This window comes from Nonomuraea cavernae (assembly GCF_040655715.1).
GTDB classification, from domain to species: domain Bacteria; phylum Actinomycetota; class Actinomycetes; order Streptosporangiales; family Streptosporangiaceae; genus Nonomuraea; species Nonomuraea cavernae_A.
On sequence record NZ_JBFAKL010000016.1, the window covers coordinates 117,380 to 138,922 of the forward strand.

The following is a 21,543-nucleotide window of genomic DNA, read 5'->3' on the forward strand; positions in this document are numbered from 1 at the left end:
AGGTAACCAGCGATACGGTCAAGCGTGCACGTCTTCGTCCATGACGGCGTTTCGCGGATGACTACCTTGAGGCCTATGTCGCCTACCGAGGGAACAGCGCGCTGCCTCGTCGAGGTGGCTCTGGGCGATCCCGATCCCGACGGTCCGCTGCGCTGGCACGTGATCTCCGAGCTGCGGCGGCGCGGCGACATGGAGTCGTTCATCGAGGCGCGACGGCTGTGCGCGTCGGACGACGTCGGCGAGCGCCTGCTCGGGATCGACATCATGGGCATGCTCGGCAGGTTCGTGGACCGCGCGCTGCCCGTGCTGCGCTACCTGGCTGCCAGCGAGGAGGACGCCATGGTGCTCTACGCGGTGCTCATCGCGTTCGGCCATCTGGCCGACCCGCGGTCGCTGCCCTCGGTGATCGACCTGGCCGCCCACGAGGACGCCCGGGTGAGGTACGGCGCCGCCTACGCGCTCCAGCACGTGCTGGGCAACCCGCCCGACCGGGCCGGCCTGGAAGCGCTGCGCCGGCTGGCCGCCGACGGCGACGCCGACGTGTCCGGCTGGGCCTCGCTCGGCGTGGCGCTAACCACGGGTGGCGAGTTGTAGCACGTCCGGCGGCAGCTGCTCCACCCGCGCCGGATCCCAGGGCCGCTCCAGCCCGCCCTCGCGCATGACCCGGTCGAGCACCATCGCGGTGAACCCCCACACCAGCATGCCGCGAACCCGGAAGGCCGGCCCCATGAACCTGGCCTGGTGGCACAGCGTGAACCGGTTGCCCGGATCGACCAGTTCGGCGATCGGCACCCGCTCGACGGAGTCGACCTCGTCGGGCGACGCCGCGTGCACGGCGGACGGCAGGTGCCACCAGCCGACGACCGGGGTGACCCGGTTGTCGCTGCGGCTCAGGTAGAGCTCGGACATCGTGCAGAGGACGCGCACGCCGCGCGGATCGAGCCCGGTCTCCTCCTTGGCCTCGCGCAGGGCCGCCTCGATGGGGCCGTCGTCCTCGGGGTCGATGCCGCCGCCGGGGAAGGCCGGCTGGCCCGCGTGCCTGCGGCCGAGCCTGCTGCGCTGGATGAGCAGCACGTCGGGGCCGAGCGGCCCTTCGCCGAAGAGCATGAGCACCGCCGCCCGCCTGCCGCCCACGGCGGGCGGGCGCAGGCTGTGGGGAGCGGGGAGGTGCACGGCCCGCGCCGCCAGTCTGTCGAGCCAGTCAGGGATCACCGTCACGCCATCTCCAACACGCCAGGCCCTCCGGGACTTCCCGGTCAGGAGAAGGGACCCGATCTTACGAGCTTGCGGGCCTCGTCGGCGCCCGTCGGGCCGGTGCCGTAGGAGGGGCAGAGGGTGGCCAGGGGGCAGACGCCGCAGGCGGGCCGGCGGGCGTGGCAGATGCGGCGGCCGTGCCAGATCACCCGGTGGGAGAAGACCGTCCACTCGCGCCTGGGGATCAGCTCGCCCACGACGTGCTCGATCTTGACCGGGTCGGTCTCGTCGGTCCAGCCGAAGCGGCGGACCAGCCGCTGGAAGTGGGTGTCGACGGTGAGGCCGGGGACGTCGAAGGCGTTGCCGAGCACGACGTTGGCGGTCTTGCGGCCCACGCCGGGGAGGGTGACCAGGTCTTTCAGCTTGGCGGGCACCACGCCGCCATAGCGGTCGCAGACGGCCTGGGCCATGCCGATGATGCTGTTGGTCTTGGCGCGGAAGAAGCCGGTGGAACGGATGATGTCTTCCATCTCGGCCCGGTCTGCCGCCGCATAGTCGGACACGGTGGGGTACTTGGCGAACAGGGTAGGAGTCACCATATTGACCCGTTTGTCCGTACACTGCGCCGAGAGGATGGTGGCGACCAGCAGCTCAAGCGGGCTGCCGAAGTCAAGCTCGCAGTGAGCGTCGGGATAGGTTTCCGCCAAAATGCGGTTCATCCGGCGAGCACGCCGCACAAGGGCGAGCCTTGACTCAGTGGGCATTCCCATAGCCTATGTGCGCCGCCTGGGGTGGGGTGAGCCACAATGGGCAGCAGAGGAGGCAGAGTTGAACACCGAAGATGTGCTGGGCAAGGCCCCCCTGTTCGCCGCGCTCGACCGCGAGAGCGCCGCGGCGCTGCGGACCAGCATCACCGAAGTCCAGCTGTCGAAGGGGCAGACGCTCTTCCACGAGAACGAGACCGGTGACCGGCTCTACGTCGTTCTCGAAGGCAAGATCAAGCTCTCCCGCCAGTCTCCGGACGGCCGCGAAAACCTCCTCAGCGTCCTCGGTCCGAGTGAGATGTTCGGCGAGCTGTCGTTGTTCGATCCCAGACCCCGCACCGCCACCGCGACCGCGCTGACCGACGTGCGGCTGGCCGGGCTCGGCCACGACGACCTGCGCCCCTGGCTCACCGGCCGCCCTGAGGTGGCGCTCCACCTGCTGCGGGCGCTCGCCCAGCGGCTACGCCGCACCAACGACGTGCTGGCCGACCTGGTCTTCACCGACGTGCCCGGCCGGGTGGCCAAGCAGTTGCTCGACCTGGCCGAGCGGTTCGGCAGCAAGACCGACGAGGGCACGCGGGTGCACCACGACCTCACTCAGGAGGAGCTGGCCCAGTTGGTCGGCGCCTCGCGCGAGACGGTCAACAAGGCCCTGGCCGACTTCGCGCAGCGTGGCTGGCTGCGCATCGAGGCCAAGGCCGTGGTCATCCTCGACATGGACCGGCTCTACAACCGTTCGAGATAGTCGAGCTGGGCCCGCACCGACATCTCGGCGAAGGGCCAGAGCGACCTGTCGACGTCGGCATAGACGATCTCGACGACCTCTCGGGGTGTCCGCGCGCCCTGTTGCCGGGCGGCCCTGATCTGGTCGAGCCGTTCGCGGCGGTGGGCGATGTAGCCGTCGAGCGCGCCGATCGGGTCGGGCAGCACCGGGCCGTGCCCGGGAAGCAGGGCCTCCGCCTCCAGGCTCTCCGCGACCGACCTCAGCCGGTCGAGGGTGCGCAGGTAGTCGCCCAGGTCGCCGCCGTCGGACGCGATCACGGTGGGGCCCCTGCCGAGCACGGTGTCGCCGGTGAGAATGGCCCGGTCCGCGGGCAGCCAGAAGCAGAGCGAGTCGAACGAGTGGCCCGGCGTGCCGTACACGTGGATCTCGACGCCGCCCGCGGTCACCACGTCACCCTCACCCAGCCCCTCCTCACCCAGCCGATGCCTGGGGTCGAGCGCCCGCACCGGCGCGCCGACCAACTCGGCGAAGCGCCTGGCGCCGCCGCTGTGGTCGTGGTGGCCGTGGGTGAGCAGGATCTGGGTGACCCGGCGCTCGCCCAGGTGGCCGGCGACCCTGCGCAGGTGGCGCTCGTCGTCGGGCCCCGGGTCGATGACGACGGTCTCCCGGTCGCCGATGATCCACGTGTTGGTGCCGTCGAGCGTCATGGGTGACGGGTTGGGCGCCAGCAGGTTCTCGGCATGGGTCGTACGGGATCCGTCGGGGCTGCCGAGGGGGATGTGGAGGCCGCTCATGAGGTCACCAGCCGCCACTCGCCGTCGATCTCCAGCACCTTCGGCAGGATCGTGACGATCTCACGCTCCGCGGCCAGCACCGCCCCCACGCTGTCGTACGCGGTCAGCTCGGTCAGGGTCTTGTGCGTCGGCGGCATCAGGAAGATGGCGCCCTGGTGCGCCAGCTCGATGGCCTCCTCCGGTCGCTGCCAGACGACCTGGTCGGCCTCGCCGCCCACGTCACGGGTGCGTTGCCCGTCGGGGAGCACGGCGACGAAGAACCGGGTGTCGAATCTCTTCGGCTCGACCTCCGGGGTGATCCAGTGGGCCCAGGCCTTGAGCAGGTCGGAGCGGAGCACGAGGCCGCGCTTGGCGAGGAAGTCGGCGAAGGCCAGACTGCGGTCGATGAGCGCCAGCCGGTCGGCCTCCCAGTCGTCTCCGGTGGTGTCCGCGACGACGGAGTCGGGGCCGGGGCCGGCCAGCAGCACGCCCGACTCCTCGAACGTCTCGCGGACGGCCGCGCAGACCAGTCCGCGCGCCACCCGCTCGTCGGCGGCGAGGATCCGGCCCCACTCCGCCGGCGACGGCCCGGCCCAGGCGACGGCGTGGTCGCTGTCGCGTGGGTCAACCGAGCCGCCGGGGAAGACGTACGCGCCTGCCGCGAAGGCCATCGTGGACTTGCGCCTGAGCAGGTAGACCTGGAGACCGCCCGGTGGGCCCTCGCGCAGGACCACCACCGTGGCGGAGTCCCGGGCGGGGACCGGTGCGACACGTCCGGCGATAATGTCCCGTGCCCGGGTGGCGAACTCAGCGGGGAGCGACAGACCAGTCACATGACCTCCTCTAGAACATCACTCGGGTCATCGTGACATATCCGACACTCAGCCCACCTCGGCGACCAACTCCACTTCCACCGGAGCGTCGAGCGGGAGGACGGCCACGCCGACGGCGCTGCGGGCGTGCTTGCCCGCGTCGCCGAGCACCTCGGACAGGAACTCGCTGGCGCCGTTGGCGACCTGCGGCTGCTGGGTGAAGCCGGGTTCGCTGGCGACGAAGACGACGACCTTGACGACGCGCTTGACGGCGGCGAGGTCACCGGCCTCGGACTTGAGCGCGGCCAGGGCGTTGAGCGCGCAGAGACGGGCCATCTCCTTGCCCTCGTCGACGCTCACCTCGGCCCCCAGCTTGCCGGTCAGGGGCAGCTTGCCGTCGACCATCGGGAGCTGTCCCGAGGTGTAGACGAGGTCACCGGTGCGGACGACGGGCACGTACGCGGCGAGCGGCGCGACCACCGCCGGCAGGGTCAGGCCCAGCTCGGCCAGCTTCTCCTCCGGAGTCACTGCTTCTCCCTCTTGAAGTAGGCGACCAGCTGCTCGGGCGTGGCACCCTGCAGGATCTGAACCAGCTCCCAGCCGTCGGCGCCGAAATTATCCAAGATCATTTTTGTGTTGTGGATGAGCACGGGCGCCGTGAGGTACTCCCATTTCTTCATGGGGATCAGCGTAGTGTGAGGTATGTCAAGGCTGCCCATCGACTTGCGTCGAGTGACCGTTCGGTAGCCTCGAATCGTGGACTCTCGGGACACCGATTGGGATGGCGTGCGCCTGCACGTCGTCACCGGCAAGGGCGGCACCGGCAAGACGACGGTCGCCGCCGCTCTCGCTCTCGCGCTGGCGTCGGGCGGGCGCAAGGTGCTGCTCGTCGAGGTCGAAGGCCGGCAGGGCATCGCGCAGATCTTCGACCTGCCGCCCCTGCCTTACGAGGAGCGGCGCATCGCGGTGGCACCGGACGGCGGTGACGTTTACGCGCTGTCCGTCGACCCCGAAGAGGCCATGCTCGAATACATGGAGATGTTCTACGGGATGCGCCGCGCGGGCCGGGCGCTGACCAAGATGGGCATCGTCGACTTCGCCACCACCGTCGCCCCCGGCTTTCGCGACGTGCTCGTCACGGGCAAGACGACCGAGGCCGTGCGCAGGCGCGACAAGCGGGGCAAGCGGGTGTACGACGCGGTCGTGCTCGACGCCCCGCCGACCGGCCGCATCGCGCGTTTCCTCAACGTCACCCAGGAGGTGGCGGGCCTGGCCAAGATGGGGCCGATCAAGAACCACTCCGAGCTGGTCAACGGGGTCGTGAAGTCTCCCGAGACGGCCGTGCACTTCGTCACGGTGCTCGAGGAGATGCCGGTGCAGGAGACGCTCGACGGCATCGGTGAGCTTCGAGAGGCGGGCCTGCCGGCCGGCGGGATCTTCATCAACATGGTCCGCGAGTCACAGCTCCCGCAGTCCGTCCTTGACATGGCGGTAAAGGGCCGTTTCGACCCGGCCGAGCTCGCGCTGGGCCTCAAGACCGCCGGGCTGGCCGACGGCTCCGACGCCTCCGCGATGGCCGAGGCGCTGGCCGAGGAGATCACGGAGCACGCCCGCCGCGCCGAGTTGGAAGACTCCGAGCGCGAGTCTCTGGCCGAGGCGCCGTTGCCGCGCTACGAGCTGCCGCTGCTGGCCGACGGCGTCGACCTGGCCGGCCTGTACGAGCTGGCCGAGACCATCCGCACCCAGGGAGCCGCGTGAAGAAGCCCCCCGTTCTCGACATCGACGCGATCCTCGACGACAAGGGCACCCGGATCATCGTCTGCTGCGGCGCGGGCGGGGTGGGCAAGACCACCACGGCCGCCGCGCTGGGGCTGCGGGCCGCCGAGCGCGGCCGGTGCGCGGTCGTGCTGACCGTCGACCCGGCCAGGCGGCTCGCCCAGTCGATGGGCCTCAGCGAGCTCGACAACACGCCTCGGCTGATCAGCTCGCCCGAGGGCGGCGGGCAGTTGTTCGCGATGATGCTCGACATGAAGCGTACGTTCGACGAGATCATCGAGGCCCACGCCGATCCGGTGCGCGCCCGGCAGATCCTGTCCAACCCCTTCTACAAGTCGCTGTCGTCGAGCTTCTCCGGCACCCAGGAGTACATGGCCATGGAGAAGCTCGGCCAGCTCCGCCGGTCGGACGAGTGGGATCTGATCATCGTCGACACGCCCCCCTCGCGCTCGGCGCTCGACTTCCTCGACGCGCCCGAACGGCTCGGCCGCTTCCTCGACGGCCGGTTCATCCGGTTGCTGACCGCCCCGGCCAAGGCCGGCGGGCGTAGCGCGTTCAGGCTGCTCAACGCGGGGTTCGGGCTGGTCGCCGGCGCGATGACCAAGCTCCTGGGCGCGCAGGTGCTGAAGGACCTGCAGACGTTCGTGTCGGCCCTCGACGCCGTCTTCGGCGGGTTCCGGCAGCGCGCGGAGATGACGTACAAGCTGCTGCAGGCGCCCGGCACCGCGTTCCTGGTGGTGGCCGCGCCCGAGCGCGACGCGATGCGCGAGGCCTCCTACTTCGTCGAACGGCTCGCCGAAGAGCGCATGCCGCTCGCGGGGCTGGTGGTCAACCGGGTGCACGAGTCACCCGTCACGAAGCTCTCAGCGGCACGGAGCGCCGCCGCGGCCGAGGAGCTGGAGTCTCGGGGCGAGCACGAGCTGACCGCCGCCGTGCTGCGGCTGCACGCCGGTCGGATGCAACTCGCGGCCCGCGAGCACCGAGAGCAGGAGCACTTCGTCACCGCACATCCCACCGTGCCGGTGGCACAGGTGCGCGCGATGTCGGAGGACGTCCACGACCTGGCGGGTCTGCGCGAGATCGGGGAGCTCCTGGCGAGCGCATGAGAGTACGGCCGGCGAGGTCGCCGGCCGTACGCTCCGGGCTGGATCAGCCCGCGATCAGCTCGTTGGTCCGTTCGTACTCTTCTTTGGCGGACTCGAGCAGCTCACGCCACGAGTCCACATCCGGTCGCCGCCTCAGGAGAGCCCGGCGCTCACGTTCGGTCATACCGCCCCACACCCCGAACTCGATGCGGTTGTCCAGCGCATCGGCGAGGCATTCGGTACGGACCGGGCATCCTCGGCAGATCAGTTTTGCCCTGTTTTGGGCGGCACCTTGGACGAACAGCGCGTCCGGGTCCGCACCCCGACAGGCGGCACGGGAGGTCCAATCCGTGATCCACATTTCGACCCCACTCCCCTTAGGTGGTCAGTCGTCATTTGGGGCCGACGGGCGCGGGCGCCGAGCCTCCGTATTCAGTTGCCGCAGAGGAGAACGTACGCAACTAGACGTTCGGGCCGACAGACCCCAGAGGACCAATTTCTAGGTGGAGTGTTGACCGGGAATGACTAGTCACCCCCGTCAGTCAAGGCGAAATGGTGACGAGTTGCCGATAAGGTCACTCTTTCGACGTACCCTGTTCCTTGTGCAAGCTCAGGGCAAAGATCGATCATCGCCGTTCTTGAACGTCACGCGGCTGATCGCCGCGGGTGTGGCCGCAGGGGTGCTGACGGCCGCGGTAGCGCTGCCCGCGGTCGGCGGAGCGGGCGTCACCGCGAAATCCGCGATGGAGGGGATCAACCTCAAACCGGAGGAGCTCAACGAGCCTCCGCTGCCCGAGCGCACAGTGCTCCAGGACGCCAACGGCAAGCAGATCGCGCAGTTCTACTACGAGAACCGCCAGTCGGTGGTGCTCGACAAGGTCGCCCCGATCATGCAGACGGCGCTGATCTCGATCGAGGACTTCCGCTACTACCAGCACGGACCGATCGACATCGAGGGCACGGCCCGAGCCCTGGCCAAGAACCTCACCACCGGCGGCGTGACGCAGGGCGGATCCTCGATCACCCAGCAGTACGTCAAGCAGGTGCTGGTCAACGCCGCCGAGACGCGCGAGGAGCAGCAGGCGGCCATCGCGCCGACCGTCTCCCGCAAGCTCAATGAGCTGCGCTACGCCATGGCCATGGAGAAGAAGTACTCCAAGGACCAGATCCTGGAGAAGTACCTCAACATCGCCTACTTCGGCGCCGGCGCCCACGGCATCCAGGCCGCGTCCAAGCGCTTCTTCGGCAAATCCGCCTCCGAGCTCAACCTCGCCGAGGCGGCCACACTCGCGGGAGCCGTCCAGAACCCCGCACGCACCGACCCCAACGTGAACAAGAAGTCCCGGGCCGCGCTGCTCGAACGGCGCAACGTCGTGCTCGACCGGATGGCCGAACTGGAGAAGATCACGCCGCAGGAGGCCACCGAGGCCAAGGCCAAGAAGCTCGGCTTCAAGGACGTCAAGGTGCCCGGCGGCTGCGAGGTCAGCAAGTACCCGTACTTCTGCCTCTACGTCCAGAACGAGATCCTCACCAACGAGGAGTTCGGCAAGACTCCGAAGGAGCGCCTGCGCCTGCTCCAGCGCGGCGGTCTGACGATCAAGACCACGATCGACCCGAAGATGCAGGCCGCCGCCGACAATGCGATCAAGAGGTACGTCAGCACCAAGGACAAGCCGGTCGCCGCGCAGGCGATGATCGTGCCGGGCACCGGCGAGATCAAGGCCATGGCCGCCTCCCGCAAGTTCGGCGGCAACAAGAAGAAGAACGAGATCAGCTACAACGTCGTCGCCGACGCCAAGCACGGCGGCGGCAGCGGCTTCCAGCAGGGCTCCACCGCCAAGCCGTACACTCTCGCCGCGGCGCTGGAGGAGGGAATGAAGTACAACGACGGCTTCCCCTCGCCCGCCGGCTACACCGCGGCCGGCTACGGCTCCTTCCGCGACTGCAAGGGCAACCGGGTCGGCGACCCCACCCACGAGGTGCGCAACTCCAGTGAGGGCGGCGGCGGCTTCAAGACCCTGCAGTCCGGCACCTGGGGCTCGGTCAACACGTTCTTCATGAAGCTCGAGGAGCGGGTCACCCTCTGCAAGGTGGTCAAGCTGGCCAAGCGCCTCGGGCTCAAGCGGGCCGACGGCGGAAAACTCCGCGAGGTCGAGACGTTCACTCTCGGCGTCAACGAGGTCGACCCGGTCACGGTGGCCAACACCTACGCCGTCTTCGCCTCCCGCGGCCAGTACTGCACGCCGCTGGCCATCACCGAGATCAAGGACCGCAACGGCAAGGCCAAGCAGTTCAAGCCCAAGTGCTCGAAGGTCATGGACCCCGAGGTCGCCGACGCGGTCAGCGGCATCCTCTCGGGTGTCTTCACCAAGGGCACCATGACCGGTGTGGGCGGCATCGGCCGTGACGCGGCGGGCAAGACCGGCACCACCGACGGCTACACGGCCGCCTGGTTCGCCGGCTACACCCCCAATCTGGCCTCCGCGGTCAGCCTCGGCGACCCACGCGGCGCGTTCGGCCACGACCTGACCAACGTCATCATCAAGGGGCGCCACTACGACTACGTCTACGGCGCGACCATCTCCGGGGCCGTCTGGAAATACTCGATGATCGGCGCGCTGAAGGGCATCGAACCCGCCAAGTTCACCCCGGTCAACCACGCACGCTTCGGCGGCTGCACCGACGTCTGCGCGCCCAAGCCCAAGAAGAAGCGCGAGGACGACGGGCCCGACCTCGTCGACCAGCTCAACGACCAGTTCGACATGAACGACGACAACCCGTTCCAGCGCGGCAACCGCGGCCGGGGCCGCGGCTGACTCCCGCGAGGCCTCCGCGTCGACGCGGAGGCCTCACCGGCCGCTAACCGGCGAGCCGCGCGCGGACGGCGGCGGCGACCCGTCCCCCTTCGGCCCGGCCCGCGACCTTCGGGTTGACGACCTTCATGACCTGGCCCATGGCCTGCGGGCCAGAGGCGCCGGTCTCGGCGACCGCCTCGTCCACGAGCCGCCCCAGCTCCTCGTCGGACAGTTGCGCCGGAAGGTACTCCTCCAGCACGGCCTGCTCGTCGAGCTCCGCCTGGGCCTGCTCGGCGCGCCCGGCGTTGCCGAACGCCTCGGCCGCCTCGCGCCGCTTCTTGGCCTCCTTGGTCAGCACCTTGATGATCTCGTCGTCGGAGAGCTCGCGAGCCTGCTTGCCGGCGACCTCCTCCACGTTCACCGCGGCCAGTGCCATCCGAACAGTCCGGAGACGCACCTCGTCCCGGTTCTTCAGCGAAGCCGTCAGATCGGCCTTCAGCTTGTCTTTCAATGCACTCATGCGGTCCATCTTGCCGTCTGGGCGAACGGCTCGCGCCGGATGTCGGGCATCATGAGTACGTGAGGAAAGCCGTCGCGGTGCCACTGTCCATGCTCGGTCTCGGCCTGGCCGGGGTCGGCTACGCCTCGGTCGTCGAGCGCAACTCCTTCCGGCTGCGCCGCTTCGACGTGCCGGTCCTGGCGCGCGGGCAGCGTCCCGTACGCATCCTGCACCTGACCGATCTGCACCTGACGCCCCGGCGCAGCATGCTGATCAACTGGGTCCGCTCGCTCGGCGCCCTGCGGCCCGACCTCGTCGTCAACACGGGCGACTCCATCGCCCACCCCGACGCCGTCCCCTCGCTCCTGCACGCCCTGGAGCCGCTGCTCTCGCGCCCCGGCCTGTTCGTGTACGGGTCCAACGACCTCTACGCCCCCAAGCCGAAGAACCCCTTCCGCTACCTGTGGCGCACCTCCAAGAGCGAACGCCGCCAGCACGTCCCCACGCTCCCGTGGGAGGAGCTCGGCGCGGGCATGGCGGCCGAGGGCTGGCTCGACATGAACAACACCACGGCCCGCGTCAAGGTGGGCGACCTCGACGTGGCCGTGGCCGGCATCCACGACTCCCACATCGACCGCGACCGCTACGACCTCGTCGCCGGCCCCGCTCCCGCCGACGCCGACCTCCGCCTCGGCGTCATGCACTCCCCCGAGCCCCGCAACATGACCCGCTTCGCCGCCGACGGCTACCAGCTCCTGCTGGCCGGCCACACGCACGGCGGGCAGCTCTGCATCCCGTTCTACGGCGCCCTCGTCACCAACTGCGGCATCGACCGGGCCCGCGTCAAGGGCCTGAGCCGCCATGACTCCGCCTGGCTGCACGTCTCGGCCGGCCTCGGCACCTCCCCGTACGCGCCGGCCCGGTTCGCCTGCTTCCCCGAGGCCACACTGCTCACGCTGCTTCCCCGGCGCTGACGCGGGGGTGGACGCGGTCACAAGCGCCCTCGAAGTCCGCTAGACTTTCCCAAGCACGTGCAAGACGGCGTGCACCGGGGTGTAGCGCAGCTTGGCAGCGCGCTTCGTTCGGGACGAAGAGGTCGTGGGTTCAAATCCCGCCACCCCGACGCTGTTTGACCAGGTAGAGGGCTTGATCCGCTAAGCGGGTCAGGCCCTTTTCCGTTTCTGGGAGTCGATGGGAGCCAATCGGGGAGCCATCTCACTCGGACTCAACCCGTCGGCATATGTGTGATTACAGGACTTCAGCCTGTACGGCGAGCCGTCGAGGCCGGGGTCTTTGCCGGACTGGGATGCGCCCCCAAGGCGACATGCCAGCGCCGGTCCTGGCGAGTGAGCACCAGGGTCTCGTGATAGTGCCCAGAGGTGCCGCGCCCCACGAGCCGGGCAGTCGCCATCTCCGGCGAGATCTCACTGCTGATGTCGACATTCTCAAGCCGGATCTGCCGGCCGCCATACGTCTCCAGCCGGCGCCGGATATCGGCTGCCGGATCGTTCCCGATCGGAGCCAGCAGAGCGAGCCCCTGCGCATCATGCTGGTTCAGCCCGAGCACATAGGCGTCCACCGCGGCCCGGGGACTGGCGGCACCACCGGGCGCCTCCGCGGTGCCGCACCCGAACAGCAGCGCACATCCGGCGACGGCCAAGGCGAGCCTCCACCGGATGTCCGAGATGATGCTCATGTCTAACGTGTCACGTCCGATGTGCGTAGAACCATACATTGAGCCTTTGCATCCTCCTGGCGGCGGATCGCTGGCTCACAGCATGATCGCGAGCCTGATGTTCGCCTGACGACGCAAGAAACCCCTGGTAGATGGATTGATCACCACAACCAGATCCGTCACAACCAGGGGCCTCGGATGCTTTTCTATCGTGCTGCCGACGATTTGTCGCCTCAGACGTTGAACTACGTCGCCGGGATGATCCGCCGCCACCGTAAGGCGATCGGGTCGGTCTGGCGGCGGATCAACCCCCGGCAGGGCGTTACTCGTGCTGGTCTACCTGCGTAAAGGCGAGACGTTCACCGCTCGGGGCCGGCTTCGGGATCTCCACCGCGACCGCGTGGCGGTATGCGGAAAAGACGGTGGCGCTGCTGTCGGCCCGCTCACCCGAGCTCGGCCGGGCACTGCGCAAAGCCAAGCGGGACCCGGCGCGTCACCGTAAATGCCGCATCACGTAAATACAGTGTTGCCCGCACTGCTGAGTGGCGATAACGTAAAGATCGTGACTGCCGGGTCGGCCATGGGCCAAGAGCGAGTGGGGCACCCGGCCACGGCGTGAGCGCCGGGCGGGCGCGAGGTCCGCCGCGTCTCCTGCCTCCCTGATCTGAAGCATCGTTCTCATCGCGCTTCCGCGCGCTCCCACGGCGTCGGCGAAATCGCCGTCACGCCGGGCCGTTGCCGCGCGCGTTTTCGTCATTACTTCGAACCACTGGCCTTCATGTGGCGACGTGGTCGATTCGTCATGCCCGAAAACGCGCTACGGAGCCATTTCCAGCAAGAAAGCAAAGAATGCCGTACGACTTCAACCAGCAGATCATCGAGGAATTCCGCGCCAACCGCGGGGAGGTGGGCGGGCCTTTCGAGGGAGCCCGGCTGCTCCTGCTGACCACCACGGGATCCCGCTCGGGAGCCCGCCACACCGTCCCGCTCGGCTACCTGCACGATGGCGGAGGCCGCATGCTGGTCATCGCCTCGGCCGGCGGCGCGCCGCACCACCCTGCCTGGTTCCACAACCTGCGGGCCAACCCCAAGGTCACGGTGGAGACCGGCGTCTTCACGATCGAGGCCGAGGCCGTCGTCCTGCACGGCGAGGAACGCGACCGGCTGTTCGCCAATGCCGTGGAAGCCGACGCCGGCTGGGCCGACTACCAGGTCAAGTCGGGCCGCATCCTGCCCGTCGTCGCCCTGACCCCTGTCTCCCACTCCTTTCCTGACCTGCCGGAAGGCGATGTGCTGAAGGCGATCCACGACGCCTTCCGGCGAGAGCTGGCCCTGATCCGCGCCGAGGCCACCGCCTCGGGTCCGCGCCTGGGCGCGCAACTGCGGATCAACTGCCTGACCCTGTGCGGCGGACTGCACCACCACCACACCAACGAAAGCGGCGGGCTGTTCCCCCACCTGCGTGACCGCCACCCTGAGCTCGACGCGGTCCTGGACCGGTTGTACGCCGAGCACGCCGTCCTGGCCCGCCTCCTCGACGACCTGCAAACGCTGCTCTCAGGCGAGCCGGCCGACCTGCCGACCGAGATCGACCGGCTCATCGCCGAGATCGAAGACCATCTCGCCTACGAAGAACGGCACCTCGTCCCCCTGATGAACGCGCTACCGTCCCGAAACGAGGATCACCTGAACGTCACACGCATCCCCAGCACCCCCGACGACCACGCGGCCGTGATGGCCGAGATGCAGGGCCTGGTCTCCCAGACGCCACCGCTCGCCGGCGACATGACGCCCGCGCTGGCCCATACCGGCGGCGTGCCGGGACAGTGGGTTTCCGCCACCGAGGGCTCGGCGACCGAGTCCGGCGTCACGTTGTACGTGCACGGAGGCGGCTTCGAGCACACCCAGCCCGCGCTGGAACCTCTCATGGCCCACCGCCTGTCCCAGGCCACCGGCCGCCCCGCCTTCAAGGTGGACCAGCGCCTGGCCCCCGCCCACCCGTACCCCGCCGCCCTCGACGATGTCGTGGCCGTCTACCGGAGCCTGCTCGAACAGGGTGTTCCCGCCGACCGCGTCATCCTGTCCGGCGAATCATCGGGTGGCACGCTCGTCCTGTCGGCCCTGCTGGCGCTCAAAGAGGCGGACGTCCCGCTGCCCGGCGCGGCCATCGCGATCTCCCCGCTCACCGACCTGACCCTGGCCGGCCGGTCCCTGGACACCAACGACGGCCAGGACGTGATCAGCCGCCCCGTGGCCGAACACGTCGTCACCCAGTACCTGGCCGGAGCCCCGGCCGACCGGGCACCCCAGTCTCCACTCCATGGCGACCTGTCCGGCCTGCCGCCGCTCCTGCTGGTGGCCGGGACCAAGGAGGTGCTGCTGGACGACGCCCGCCGCTTCGCCGCGGCGGCCTCATCCGCCGGCGTCGACGTGACCCTCGACCTGTACGAGGGCATGCCGCACGCCTTCCACGCGAGCGTGATGGCGCAGGATCCTCCCCCCATCGCCATGGCCTTCCTGCGCCGCCTCACCGACTGGATCAACGCGACGCAGGCACAGGGCACTGAATCGCGCTGATCAGTCCCATACCGGCTCCTGAGCGGAACCCGCCTGGGTTCCGCCGCGGACGGCCTGGCTAACGGATGGACTGGTGCTCGCTCAGGGCGGCGTACCGGCCGCCGTACCTCATCAGCTCGTCGTGAGTGCCGTGCTCGACGACACGACCCGCCTCGATGACGAGGATCTGGTCGGCGTCGCGTACGGTGCTCAGCCGGTGCGCGATCACGATGCGGGTCTGGGTCAGCCGGGCGAGGTTCTGCTCGATCGCCGCCTCGGTGGCGGTGTCGAGATGGCTCGTCGCCTCGTCGAGCAGGAGGACCCGGGGCTGGGGCAGCAGCGCGCGGGCGAGCGCGATCCGCTGCCGCTGGCCACCGGACAGGCCGCTGCCCTCGGTGAGCATCGTCTCGTATCCCATCGGCATGGCCATGACGTCGTCGTGGACGCAGGCCAGCCTGGCCGCCGCCACGACCTGCTCCAGCGAGGCGTCGGGGACGGCCAGGCCGATGTTGTCCCTGATGGTCCCGGTGAAGAGGTGCGGATCCTGGGTGACCACGCCGAAGCGGCTGCGCAGCCAGCTCACGTCGATGTCCCGCGAGGGCGTCCCGTCGTACCAGACCTCGCCCTCGACGGGCTGGTACAGGCCCAGCAGGATCCGTCCCAGCGTGCTCTTGCCCGACCCCGAGCTTCCGACCAGCGCCAGCTTCTGGCCGGGGCCCACGGCGAGGGACACGTTCCTGAGCGTCCACGGGGAGCGGGGGTCGAAGCGGAATCCGACGTTCCGCAGCACGACCTCGCCGCGCAGGCGCGGTCGCTTCCCGCCCTTCCGCTCGGGCTCGGCCTCGACGATGTCGGCCAGCCTCTCGAAGTGCGCGCCGGCCTCCTGGAGCTCCTGCAGGCTGGTCAGCAGCGAGGTCAGCGGAGTGAGCGTGGACACGGCCAGCGCGTTGAGGGCGATCATCGTGCCCAGGCTCAGCTCGCCGTCGAGCACCCGTGACGCGCCCACGAGCAGCAGCAGCGCGGGACCGAGAATCCTGACCCCCGAAAGGACCGAATCCAGGACGCCACGGGTCAGCCCCAGGCGCAGGTCGGTGTTCATCTGGGCGGTGAACATCCCCGACCACCGCTCCACGGCACGCCACTCGGCGCTGGATGCCTTGATCGTCTCGATGCCCCCGATGGACTCGATGAGCCTGCCCTGGGTCGTGGCCGCGGCGGTCAGCCCGCGCCCGGTGAGGTCCGTGATCCGCCTGCGGGTTACCAGCAGCAGCCCGACCTGGACTGCCGCCACGGCCGCCAGGCAGCCGCCGAGCACCGGATCGCCCACGAGGACCAGGGTCATGAGGACCACGGCGAGCGGCCCGTCGAGCAGCGCCGAAAGCACCTGGCCGGACAGCATGGCACGCAGGCTGGCCGCGCTCTGCGTGCTCATGACCAGGTCACTCGTGCCCCTGAGGGTGAAGAACCGGTAGGGCAGCGCGAACAGGTGTCCGACCACCCCCGCCGTGAACTCGGTGTCCGCCCGCGCCCGCAACATGAGCAGCACGGCCGTACGGAGGTAGGTGAGGATCGCCTGGGTGAGCACCACGAAGCCGAGGCCCACCAGGAGGATCCGCAGCAGATAACGGTTCCCGCCGGGCAGGATCTCGTCGATGACGAGCCCGGACAACAACGGCAGGACGAGACCGAGTCCTTGTAGCAGCAGAGACGCGAGCACCGCCTGAAGCAGCAGGCCGCGGTGGCGCGTCAGGAGAGCGCTGACCAGGTCCCGGCGCCACGGAGGGCGCTTAGGACCCTCGACGCTGAAATCGGGGCCGGGCTCGAAGGCCAGGACGACCCCGGTGAACCCGACGTCGAACTCCTCCGCCGTGAGCCTGCGCCGCCCGGAGGCGGGATCGACGACCTCGACGACGTCCGGACGCCAGCGCTCGACGACGAGGAAGTGGTTGAACTCCCAGTGCACGATGAAGGGCCCGGGCACCGCGCCGAGCTGCGCGGGGGCGAGCGAGAACGCCTTGGCGCGCAGGCCGTACGACTTGGCGGCCGCCGCGATCGCGAACGCGTTCAGCCCGTCCCGCGACACCTGGACGTGCTCGCCGATCTCGCGCACGGTCACGCGGCGTCCGTGATGCCCGAGGACCATCGCCAGGCAGGCCGCGCCGCAGTCGGCCATCGTGCTCTGCCTGATGACCGGCACCCGCCCGCGCCTCATCGCCCCGCCCCGAGGGCCGGCAGGATGCCGATCAGCAGCACGCCCACCATGGACAGCGCGAGCAGTCCCGCGTAGGCCCACAGGCCGATCAGGAGTTTTCTGGAGATCTGGTACGGCCGTTCGACGTGCCGCCGGGAGGCGATGTGGTGGTGAACCGCCTGTTCCCGGTACGGAAGCGGGTTCACGTGCCGGTCCGGTCGGTGGTTCCCCAGAACCACTCGATCTTGGCCGCGCTCCGGCGCCGTTCGAGCCAGCCGGCGAAGATCCGGCGTTCGGCAAGGTCTCGGACGGTGGCGTCGAGAACGGCCGGTTCCACCGCCAGCACCTTGATCAGCAGGTGACCGTGTTCTGTCGTGAAGGGCCCGACGACCGTCCCCGGCGCGGCCCCGAACACCTGCTCGGCCGTCTCCCCATCCAGCTCTCCCCTGCGCAGGGTGGCGAACACCTCGCCCGGCCGGGCCGTACCGTCGGCGAAGGCCCGTTCCGCGGCGTCGAGGAACCCGTCGGCGTCGAGCACGCGCGGCCCCGCCCCGGCGGTGAACTCGACCCGCGCGACGCGGGCGACGTCGAGCTCGTGACCGTGCTCGGCGAGCCACTCCTCGACCTGCCCGTCGGCCACCCGCGAGCGGAGCCGGGCCACGGACGCCTCGGCGACGACCAGTTCCTCCAGCTCGGGGTGGGAGATGTGGTTGCGATCCATCCACGCCCGGACCGCGCCTCCGGTCAGCAGTCCACGCGCCCGGCGGAAGGCGTCCATCGCCGCCTGCAGCTCGGCGTCGGTCAGCGGTTCCGGCGCCTCCTCCAGCGTTTCGCGCACCAGGCTGTCGGTGATGAGGCGGTCGGTCAGCCGGGACTCGTCCCAGATGAAGTCCAGGCAGGCGATCGCCCTGGCCACCGGTGTTTCGACACCGTTCACCCGGAGCAGCAGATGCTCTCCGGCCCGGTGCACGCCGCGCAGCGGCCAGGGCAGTGCCCGGTCGGGGCACCACGAGAGGGAGATCGTGGCGCCGTCACCCTCCTTGATGAGCAGGGCGTGGTGGAGCGATCCGTCGTACTCCTCGCGCTGCCTGACCAGCCGCACCCGGGCCGACGAGTGTTCCGCCCTGAACGCGGCCAGGTCCCGCTCGGCCGTACCGGTGCTGAGCAGGTCGACCGCCTGGGCGAGCATCCGCCCGTCCGCCGTCACGTGGCACCGCGCATGAGCAGCTCGCCGATGGCCGCGCTGATGGGCAGCCCGGCCGCGTCCTCGATCCAGAGGAACTGGCCGTTCGGATTGATCTCCAGGAAGACGTACCGGCCGTCCGGCGTGCGGATCAGGTCGATCGCTCCGTAGGCGAGCCCGAGACGTCCGACCAGCTCCAGGCAGCGTCGCGAGATCTCGGTGGGCAGCTCGTGCGGCCGGACGGGCGTCGCCCCCGGGTCGTAGTGCCGCCAGTCGTACCTCGTGTGGTTGCTCACCTGGGAATGGATCTCCGCGGCGAAGATCACGCTCCCGACCACGGTCACGCGTATCTCGACGCGCTTGGGCACATACGCCTGAACGATGATCGGGCAGAGGCGCAGCGCGTCCGCGTGCGCGACGTCCATGGGGGTGACGGGGGCCGCGAACCGGCCGAACCGCTCGTCGCCCGCCTCAAGCCGGTTGCCGTGCACGGGCTTGGTGATCACGCGGCCCTCGTGCCGGTCGTAGAAGTCGAGAAAGCTCTCAGGATCGTTCGTGATCAGCGTCGCCGGGAGCTCGAAGCCCAGCCGCCCGGCCAGCTCCAGCTGGTACGGCTTGCGCGCCGCGCGGTCGATGACCGGCCGCGAGGCGGGAACCGTGAGACAGCCAAGACTGTCCCAGAGGCCCTCGGCCATGAGGCGGCACTCCTCCTCCACGTAGTCACGGGCGGCGACCCGCGGATGCGCCACCGGGTCGAGCGGACGGCGGTACCAGAGCGCGGTCAGCTCGTCGAGCGCGATGCGGCGGCCACCGCGGCCGAGCACCCGGCAGGTCGAGCCGTCGCCGGAGTGGCTGATCTCAAGGGTGGCGGCGGTCGGGAAGGAGACGGGATCGAAGACGACGACGTCCGCGCCCGCGGCCATGAGCGGTTTCACGACCCGGTCGGCGTGCTCATCTCCGTCAGAGGTCAAGACGAGAATCATCGGAGTGGCTCCGGACGGGGGCGCGACGCGGTCGCGCCCCCGCGCGAACTAGTTGCTGTCGCCGGAGGTGTGGCTGTGGCCACCGTGGATCACGATGACCTGGCTCTTGGCGCCGCCGCTCACCTGAAGAAGCTGCCCCTCATCCAGCTCCGGACCGAGAGCCGCGATGTCGTCCAGCGTGGTACGCGTCTTGCTCATGCGTATCTGCCCTTTCTTCCCGTACGGGGCACCTGATGCGCCCCGTGGCAGCAAGCAAGGTAGGCGAGCGGCGACCGGCTCCGCGTCCGTCACTCGGGTGATCTCATGTCACCCCTCCAGCGGACGCGGGTCCTTCACCGTGGTGGTGGGGCGATACCGCACGTTCAGCACCGGTGTGGGATCGCCTTCGCCGACGTGGTCGTGGTCTCGACGTACTCGTCGATCAAATTCGGACGCGACGGGGGCCCGGCATTTGCCGCCATCTGGATGGCGGCAATCGCCCGATGCGACGCGGAGGGAAAGCAACACTGTCAATCCCGGGCGACTCGGCGGCCGATTGACCGATCGGTGTCCTGTCACGGAGTCAATCGCTCTGTAGCCGTTGATTCGGGTCCTGCCTCGTGCTCTTCTCGTAAGTGCGAGAGACGAGGTGACGATGGGCAGGAAGCTCAAGTGGAAACATCTGAATGATGCCGAGAAGACCGAATTAAAGGAGATCTGTGAAGTTGTTCTGGCCTATGAGGGGCGGGTCCACAAGTACGGCGAGCACCCGCCATGGAGCATCGTCAAATCAGGCTTGACGGTTTTCAACGGCTGGGGCGCTTCAGAAACTCTCGGCCACGCACTGAAGTTAATCGAACATTTCGCCCGCCGGCACGGCAAAAGCAAGATCAAATACGAGTCGTTCTACAAGCATGTCGGCGTGTGGCTGCAGCGCACGAACAATTCCCGATAGAAATCGCTCCCGCGAGCTCCAGCAGGCCCGCTCTCGCGGTCAACTCGACGCCCGCGACCGTGCGGTGACACTCGAACCGTACGGGCGAAGAGCTTGTGGTCCGGGGTCATCCTTGCCGGGGCTCACCGGCGACTTCATCGGCGTTCTGATACAGGTCGGGGATGCCGTCGTGGTCGCGGTCGATGGTCTCGGCCTCGTGGACGCGCCGGTGGGCACGGCTGCGCAACCGAAGGAGCACGGTGGCGAGCAGAGCCGAGATGATCGACGCGGCCAGGACCGCCACCTTGACGTGATCGTCGGTCGCGGTGCCGGCGCCGAAGGACAGCTCGCCGATGAGCAGCGAGACGGTGAAGCCGATCCCGGCCAGAATGGACAGCGCGGCCAGGTCGATCCAACCCAGATCCTTGTCCAGGCGGGCATGGGTGAAGCGGGCCACCAGCCAGGTCGCGGCCATGATGCCGAGCGGCTTGCCCACGATCAGGCCGACCAGGACACCCAGGGCGACGGGGCTGGTCAGGGCGTCGGCCAGGCCGTCCAGGCCGTTCAGGGCGACCCCCGCCGACAGGAACGCGAACACCGGCACGGCCAGGCCCGCCGAGAGCGGCCGGAAGCGGTGCTCGAAGTGCTCGGCCAGGCCGGGCCCAGAATCGGGGCCGCCGGCCTTCTCGCTGCGCAGCACCGGCACGGCGAAGGCCAGCAGCACTCCGGCGACCGTGGCGTGCACCCCCGAGGCGTGCACCAGCGCCCAGGTGGCGACGGCCAGCGGCAGCAGCAGCCACCAGGCGCGTACCCGTCGCTGCACCAGCATGGCGAAGACGCCCAGCGGCACCAGCGCCGCCAGCAGCGGGATCGGGGAGAGCTGGTCGGTGTAGACGACGGCGATGATGACGATGGCCACCATGTCGTCGACCACGGCCAGCGTGAGCAGGAAGGTGCGCAGTGCGGTCGGCAGGTGGCGGCCGACGATCGCGAGCACGGCCAGGGCGAAGGCGATGTCGGTGGCCGTCGGGATCGCCCACCCCCGGGCGGCGCCCTCGACCCCGCCGACGACCAGCAGGTACAGCATGGCCGGAACGATCACGCCGCCCAGCGCCGCCGCCACGGGCACCGCGGCCCGGCGGACCTCTCGCAGGTCGCCGGCGACGAACTCCCGTTTGAGTTCGAGCCCGGCGACGAAGAAGAAGATCGCCAGGAGCCCGTCGGCGGCCCACGCGGCCAGGCTGAGATCGAGGTGCAGCGCCGCGGGACCGAAGGTGAGATCGCGTACCGTCTGGTAGCCGTCGGCCCACGGCGAGTTGGCCCACAGCATCGCCGCCACCGCGCCGACCAGGAGCAACGTGCCGCCGACGGTCTCCTTGCGCAGGATGTCGGCGATGCGGCGCGCCTCGTGCCACGACCCCCGGCCGAGAAGGTCAGGGGCAGGTCGTGGTGCGAGGTTCATGAGTGCTCCGGTTTCAGGGTCGGGTCGGACGTTGCCGACCAGACTTCCCGGCGCACCATTTCCACCCTACAGTCCGTCTTCCCGAGACGCCTCCGGAGCCGCCTCCTCCAGCGAACCGTCCGTCAAAGCCCGCATTACACGGACTTAACAGGCTTTCC

At 69.3% G+C, this 21,543-nt stretch carries 23 protein-coding genes, 1 tRNA gene and 1 pseudogene; 10 read left to right on the top strand and 15 right to left on the bottom strand.

Annotated features, from left to right (window positions below; genetic code table 11):
- Positions 1 to 75: 75 nt before the first annotated feature.
- A complete protein-coding gene (locus AB0I38_RS23495; protein WP_358471455.1) occupies positions 76 to 594 on the top strand; it encodes a HEAT repeat domain-containing protein in 519 nt (172 codons plus the stop codon).
- Here the strand turns inward: AB0I38_RS23495 and AB0I38_RS23500 are convergent.
- Together AB0I38_RS23500 and nth are read right to left on the bottom strand one after the other, a co-directional pair.
- Positions 571 to 1,218, bottom strand: a complete 648-nt coding sequence (locus AB0I38_RS23500) for an NUDIX hydrolase (RefSeq protein WP_358471457.1) — start codon at positions 1,216 to 1,218, stop codon at positions 571 to 573. The two genes, AB0I38_RS23495 and AB0I38_RS23500, sit on opposite strands and share 24 nt — an antisense overlap.
- Positions 1,219 to 1,256: 38 nt before the next feature.
- Positions 1,257 to 1,913 (bottom strand): endonuclease III, encoded by a 657-nt coding sequence (gene nth, locus AB0I38_RS23505; protein WP_358471459.1) that lies wholly within the window; start codon positions 1,911 to 1,913, stop codon positions 1,257 to 1,259.
- Positions 1,914 to 2,022: 109 nt separating this feature from the next.
- Here nth and AB0I38_RS23510 point away from each other — a divergent pair, with 109 nt between their 5' ends.
- Entirely contained in the window at positions 2,023 to 2,703 is a 681-nt protein-coding gene (locus AB0I38_RS23510) for a Crp/Fnr family transcriptional regulator (RefSeq protein ID WP_229697594.1), read from the top strand.
- Here the strand turns inward: AB0I38_RS23510 and AB0I38_RS23515 are convergent.
- From AB0I38_RS23515 to AB0I38_RS23530, 4 genes are read right to left on the bottom strand one after another with little or no spacing between them, the layout of a single operon-like run.
- On the bottom strand, positions 2,685 to 3,476 hold the full coding sequence (locus AB0I38_RS23515) for an MBL fold metallo-hydrolase (RefSeq protein WP_358471462.1): 792 nt from the start codon (positions 3,474 to 3,476) through the stop codon (positions 2,685 to 2,687). The genes AB0I38_RS23510 and AB0I38_RS23515 overlap by 19 nt on opposite strands.
- Positions 3,473 to 4,279: an NUDIX hydrolase gene (locus AB0I38_RS23520; RefSeq protein ID WP_358471572.1), complete on the bottom strand. Its 807-nt coding sequence runs from the start codon at positions 4,277 to 4,279 to the stop codon at positions 3,473 to 3,475. Before AB0I38_RS23520 ends, AB0I38_RS23515 begins: the two co-directional genes overlap by 4 nt.
- 57 nt (positions 4,280 to 4,336) lie before the next feature.
- Complete coding sequence (locus AB0I38_RS23525; protein ID WP_358471464.1) at positions 4,337 to 4,795, bottom strand: RidA family protein; 459 nt, start codon at positions 4,793 to 4,795, stop codon at positions 4,337 to 4,339.
- A complete protein-coding gene (locus AB0I38_RS23530; protein ID WP_165959776.1) occupies positions 4,792 to 4,947 on the bottom strand; it encodes a hypothetical protein in 156 nt (51 codons plus the stop codon). Before AB0I38_RS23530 ends, AB0I38_RS23525 begins: the two co-directional genes overlap by 4 nt.
- A 76-nt stretch (positions 4,948 to 5,023) precedes the next feature.
- On the opposite strand from AB0I38_RS23530, the gene AB0I38_RS23535 reads away from it, so the two are divergent.
- Both AB0I38_RS23535 and AB0I38_RS23540 read left to right on the top strand, forming a co-directional pair.
- Positions 5,024 to 6,025 carry an ArsA-related P-loop ATPase gene (locus AB0I38_RS23535; RefSeq protein ID WP_358471466.1) on the top strand — a complete coding sequence of 334 codons (1,002 nt, stop codon included), beginning with the start codon at positions 5,024 to 5,026 and terminating at the stop codon, positions 6,023 to 6,025.
- Positions 6,022 to 7,149 carry an ArsA family ATPase gene (locus AB0I38_RS23540; RefSeq protein WP_358471468.1) on the top strand — a complete coding sequence of 376 codons (1,128 nt, stop codon included), beginning with the start codon at positions 6,022 to 6,024 and terminating at the stop codon, positions 7,147 to 7,149. Before AB0I38_RS23535 ends, AB0I38_RS23540 begins: the two co-directional genes overlap by 4 nt.
- Before the next feature lie 43 nt (positions 7,150 to 7,192).
- Here AB0I38_RS23540 and AB0I38_RS23545 read toward each other — a convergent pair whose 3' ends face one another.
- Entirely contained in the window at positions 7,193 to 7,489 is a 297-nt protein-coding gene (locus AB0I38_RS23545; protein ID WP_148036282.1) for a WhiB family transcriptional regulator, read from the bottom strand.
- Between the two features lie 277 nt (positions 7,490 to 7,766).
- On the opposite strand from AB0I38_RS23545, the gene AB0I38_RS23550 reads away from it, so the two are divergent.
- The gene (locus AB0I38_RS23550) at positions 7,767 to 9,944 is read left to right on the top strand and encodes a transglycosylase domain-containing protein (RefSeq protein ID WP_358471469.1); all 2,178 of its coding nucleotides are present in this window, start codon (positions 7,767 to 7,769) and stop codon (positions 9,942 to 9,944) included.
- Between the two features lie 43 nt (positions 9,945 to 9,987).
- Here AB0I38_RS23550 and AB0I38_RS23555 read toward each other — a convergent pair whose 3' ends face one another.
- The gene (locus AB0I38_RS23555) at positions 9,988 to 10,443 is read right to left on the bottom strand and encodes a GatB/YqeY domain-containing protein (protein WP_358471471.1); all 456 of its coding nucleotides are present in this window, start codon (positions 10,441 to 10,443) and stop codon (positions 9,988 to 9,990) included.
- 89 nt (positions 10,444 to 10,532) lie between these two features.
- On the opposite strand from AB0I38_RS23555, the gene AB0I38_RS23560 reads away from it, so the two are divergent.
- Positions 10,533 to 11,396 (top strand): metallophosphoesterase, encoded by an 864-nt coding sequence (locus AB0I38_RS23560; protein WP_358471574.1) that lies wholly within the window; start codon positions 10,533 to 10,535, stop codon positions 11,394 to 11,396.
- 75 nt (positions 11,397 to 11,471) lie between these two features.
- A tRNA-Pro gene (locus tag AB0I38_RS23565) sits at positions 11,472 to 11,545 on the top strand.
- 135 nt (positions 11,546 to 11,680) lie between these two features.
- Here AB0I38_RS23565 and AB0I38_RS23570 read toward each other — a convergent pair.
- Positions 11,681 to 12,118, bottom strand: a complete 438-nt coding sequence (locus AB0I38_RS23570; protein WP_358471473.1) for a hypothetical protein — start codon at positions 12,116 to 12,118, stop codon at positions 11,681 to 11,683.
- 177 nt (positions 12,119 to 12,295) lie between these two features.
- Between AB0I38_RS23570 and AB0I38_RS23575 the strand changes: the two are divergent.
- A pseudogene (locus tag AB0I38_RS23575) lies at positions 12,296 to 12,594 on the top strand (helix-turn-helix domain-containing protein); the annotation flags it as partial.
- A 352-nt stretch (positions 12,595 to 12,946) separates the two neighbouring features.
- Positions 12,947 to 14,674, top strand: coding sequence for a nitroreductase/quinone reductase family protein (locus AB0I38_RS23580; RefSeq protein WP_358471475.1), 1,728 nt, complete (start codon positions 12,947 to 12,949; stop codon positions 14,672 to 14,674).
- Positions 14,675 to 14,732: 58 nt separating this feature from the next.
- Here the strand turns inward: AB0I38_RS23580 and AB0I38_RS23585 are convergent, their stop codons facing one another.
- The 5 genes from AB0I38_RS23585 to AB0I38_RS23605 are packed head-to-tail and all read right to left on the bottom strand — an operon-like array spanning position 14,733 to position 19,208.
- Positions 14,733 to 16,865 carry a peptidase domain-containing ABC transporter gene (locus AB0I38_RS23585; protein WP_358471477.1) on the bottom strand — a complete coding sequence of 711 codons (2,133 nt, stop codon included), beginning with the start codon at positions 16,863 to 16,865 and terminating at the stop codon, positions 14,733 to 14,735.
- On the bottom strand, positions 16,862 to 17,050 hold the full coding sequence (locus tag AB0I38_RS23590) for a hypothetical protein (protein ID WP_358471479.1): 189 nt from the start codon (positions 17,048 to 17,050) through the stop codon (positions 16,862 to 16,864). The genes AB0I38_RS23585 and AB0I38_RS23590 overlap by 4 nt, the downstream gene beginning before the upstream one ends.
- On the bottom strand, positions 17,047 to 18,051 hold the full coding sequence (locus AB0I38_RS23595; RefSeq protein WP_358471481.1) for a TIGR04500 family putative peptide maturation system protein: 1,005 nt from the start codon (positions 18,049 to 18,051) through the stop codon (positions 17,047 to 17,049). The genes AB0I38_RS23590 and AB0I38_RS23595 overlap by 4 nt, the downstream gene beginning before the upstream one ends.
- Positions 18,048 to 18,998, bottom strand: coding sequence for an MvdC/MvdD family ATP grasp protein (locus tag AB0I38_RS23600; protein ID WP_358471483.1), 951 nt, complete (start codon positions 18,996 to 18,998; stop codon positions 18,048 to 18,050). Before AB0I38_RS23600 ends, AB0I38_RS23595 begins: the two co-directional genes overlap by 4 nt.
- Positions 18,999 to 19,058: 60 nt before the next feature.
- On the bottom strand, positions 19,059 to 19,208 hold the full coding sequence (locus AB0I38_RS23605; RefSeq protein WP_358471485.1) for a hypothetical protein: 150 nt from the start codon (positions 19,206 to 19,208) through the stop codon (positions 19,059 to 19,061).
- A gap of 436 nt (positions 19,209 to 19,644) precedes the next feature.
- On the opposite strand from AB0I38_RS23605, the gene AB0I38_RS23610 reads away from it, so the two are divergent.
- A complete protein-coding gene (locus AB0I38_RS23610) occupies positions 19,645 to 19,944 on the top strand; it encodes a hypothetical protein (protein ID WP_358471487.1) in 300 nt (99 codons plus the stop codon).
- A gap of 106 nt (positions 19,945 to 20,050) precedes the next feature.
- Here the strand turns inward: AB0I38_RS23610 and nhaA are convergent, their stop codons facing one another.
- Positions 20,051 to 21,385, bottom strand: a complete 1,335-nt coding sequence (nhaA, locus tag AB0I38_RS23615) for a Na+/H+ antiporter NhaA (protein WP_358471489.1) — start codon at positions 21,383 to 21,385, stop codon at positions 20,051 to 20,053.
- Positions 21,386 to 21,543 lie beyond the last annotated feature (158 nt).

Coding starts and splice junctions, on each gene's coding strand:
- AB0I38_RS23515 (WP_358471462.1), bottom strand. CDS start 3,476: ATGAGCGGCCTCCACATCCCCCTCGGCAGCCCCGACGGATCCCGTACG.
- AB0I38_RS23610 (WP_358471487.1), top strand. CDS start 19,645: ATGGGCAGGAAGCTCAAGTGGAAACATCTGAATGATGCCGAGAAGACC.
- AB0I38_RS23570 (WP_358471473.1), bottom strand. CDS start 12,118: ATGAGCATCATCTCGGACATCCGGTGGAGGCTCGCCTTGGCCGTCGCC.
- AB0I38_RS23560 (WP_358471574.1), top strand. CDS start 10,533: ATGCTCGGTCTCGGCCTGGCCGGGGTCGGCTACGCCTCGGTCGTCGAG.
- AB0I38_RS23495 (WP_358471455.1), top strand. CDS start 76: ATGTCGCCTACCGAGGGAACAGCGCGCTGCCTCGTCGAGGTGGCTCTG.
- AB0I38_RS23555 (WP_358471471.1), bottom strand. CDS start 10,443: ATGAGTGCATTGAAAGACAAGCTGAAGGCCGATCTGACGGCTTCGCTG.
- AB0I38_RS23585 (WP_358471477.1), bottom strand. CDS start 16,865: ATGAGGCGCGGGCGGGTGCCGGTCATCAGGCAGAGCACGATGGCCGAC.
- AB0I38_RS23605 (WP_358471485.1), bottom strand. CDS start 19,208: ATGAGCAAGACGCGTACCACGCTGGACGACATCGCGGCTCTCGGTCCG.
- AB0I38_RS23580 (WP_358471475.1), top strand. CDS start 12,947: ATGCCGTACGACTTCAACCAGCAGATCATCGAGGAATTCCGCGCCAAC.
- nth (WP_358471459.1), bottom strand. CDS start 1,913: ATGAACCGCATTTTGGCGGAAACCTATCCCGACGCTCACTGCGAGCTT.
- AB0I38_RS23530 (WP_165959776.1), bottom strand. CDS start 4,947: ATGAAGAAATGGGAGTACCTCACGGCGCCCGTGCTCATCCACAACACA.
- AB0I38_RS23545 (WP_148036282.1), bottom strand. CDS start 7,489: ATGTGGATCACGGATTGGACCTCCCGTGCCGCCTGTCGGGGTGCGGAC.
- nhaA (WP_358471489.1), bottom strand. CDS start 21,385: ATGAACCTCGCACCACGACCTGCCCCTGACCTTCTCGGCCGGGGGTCG.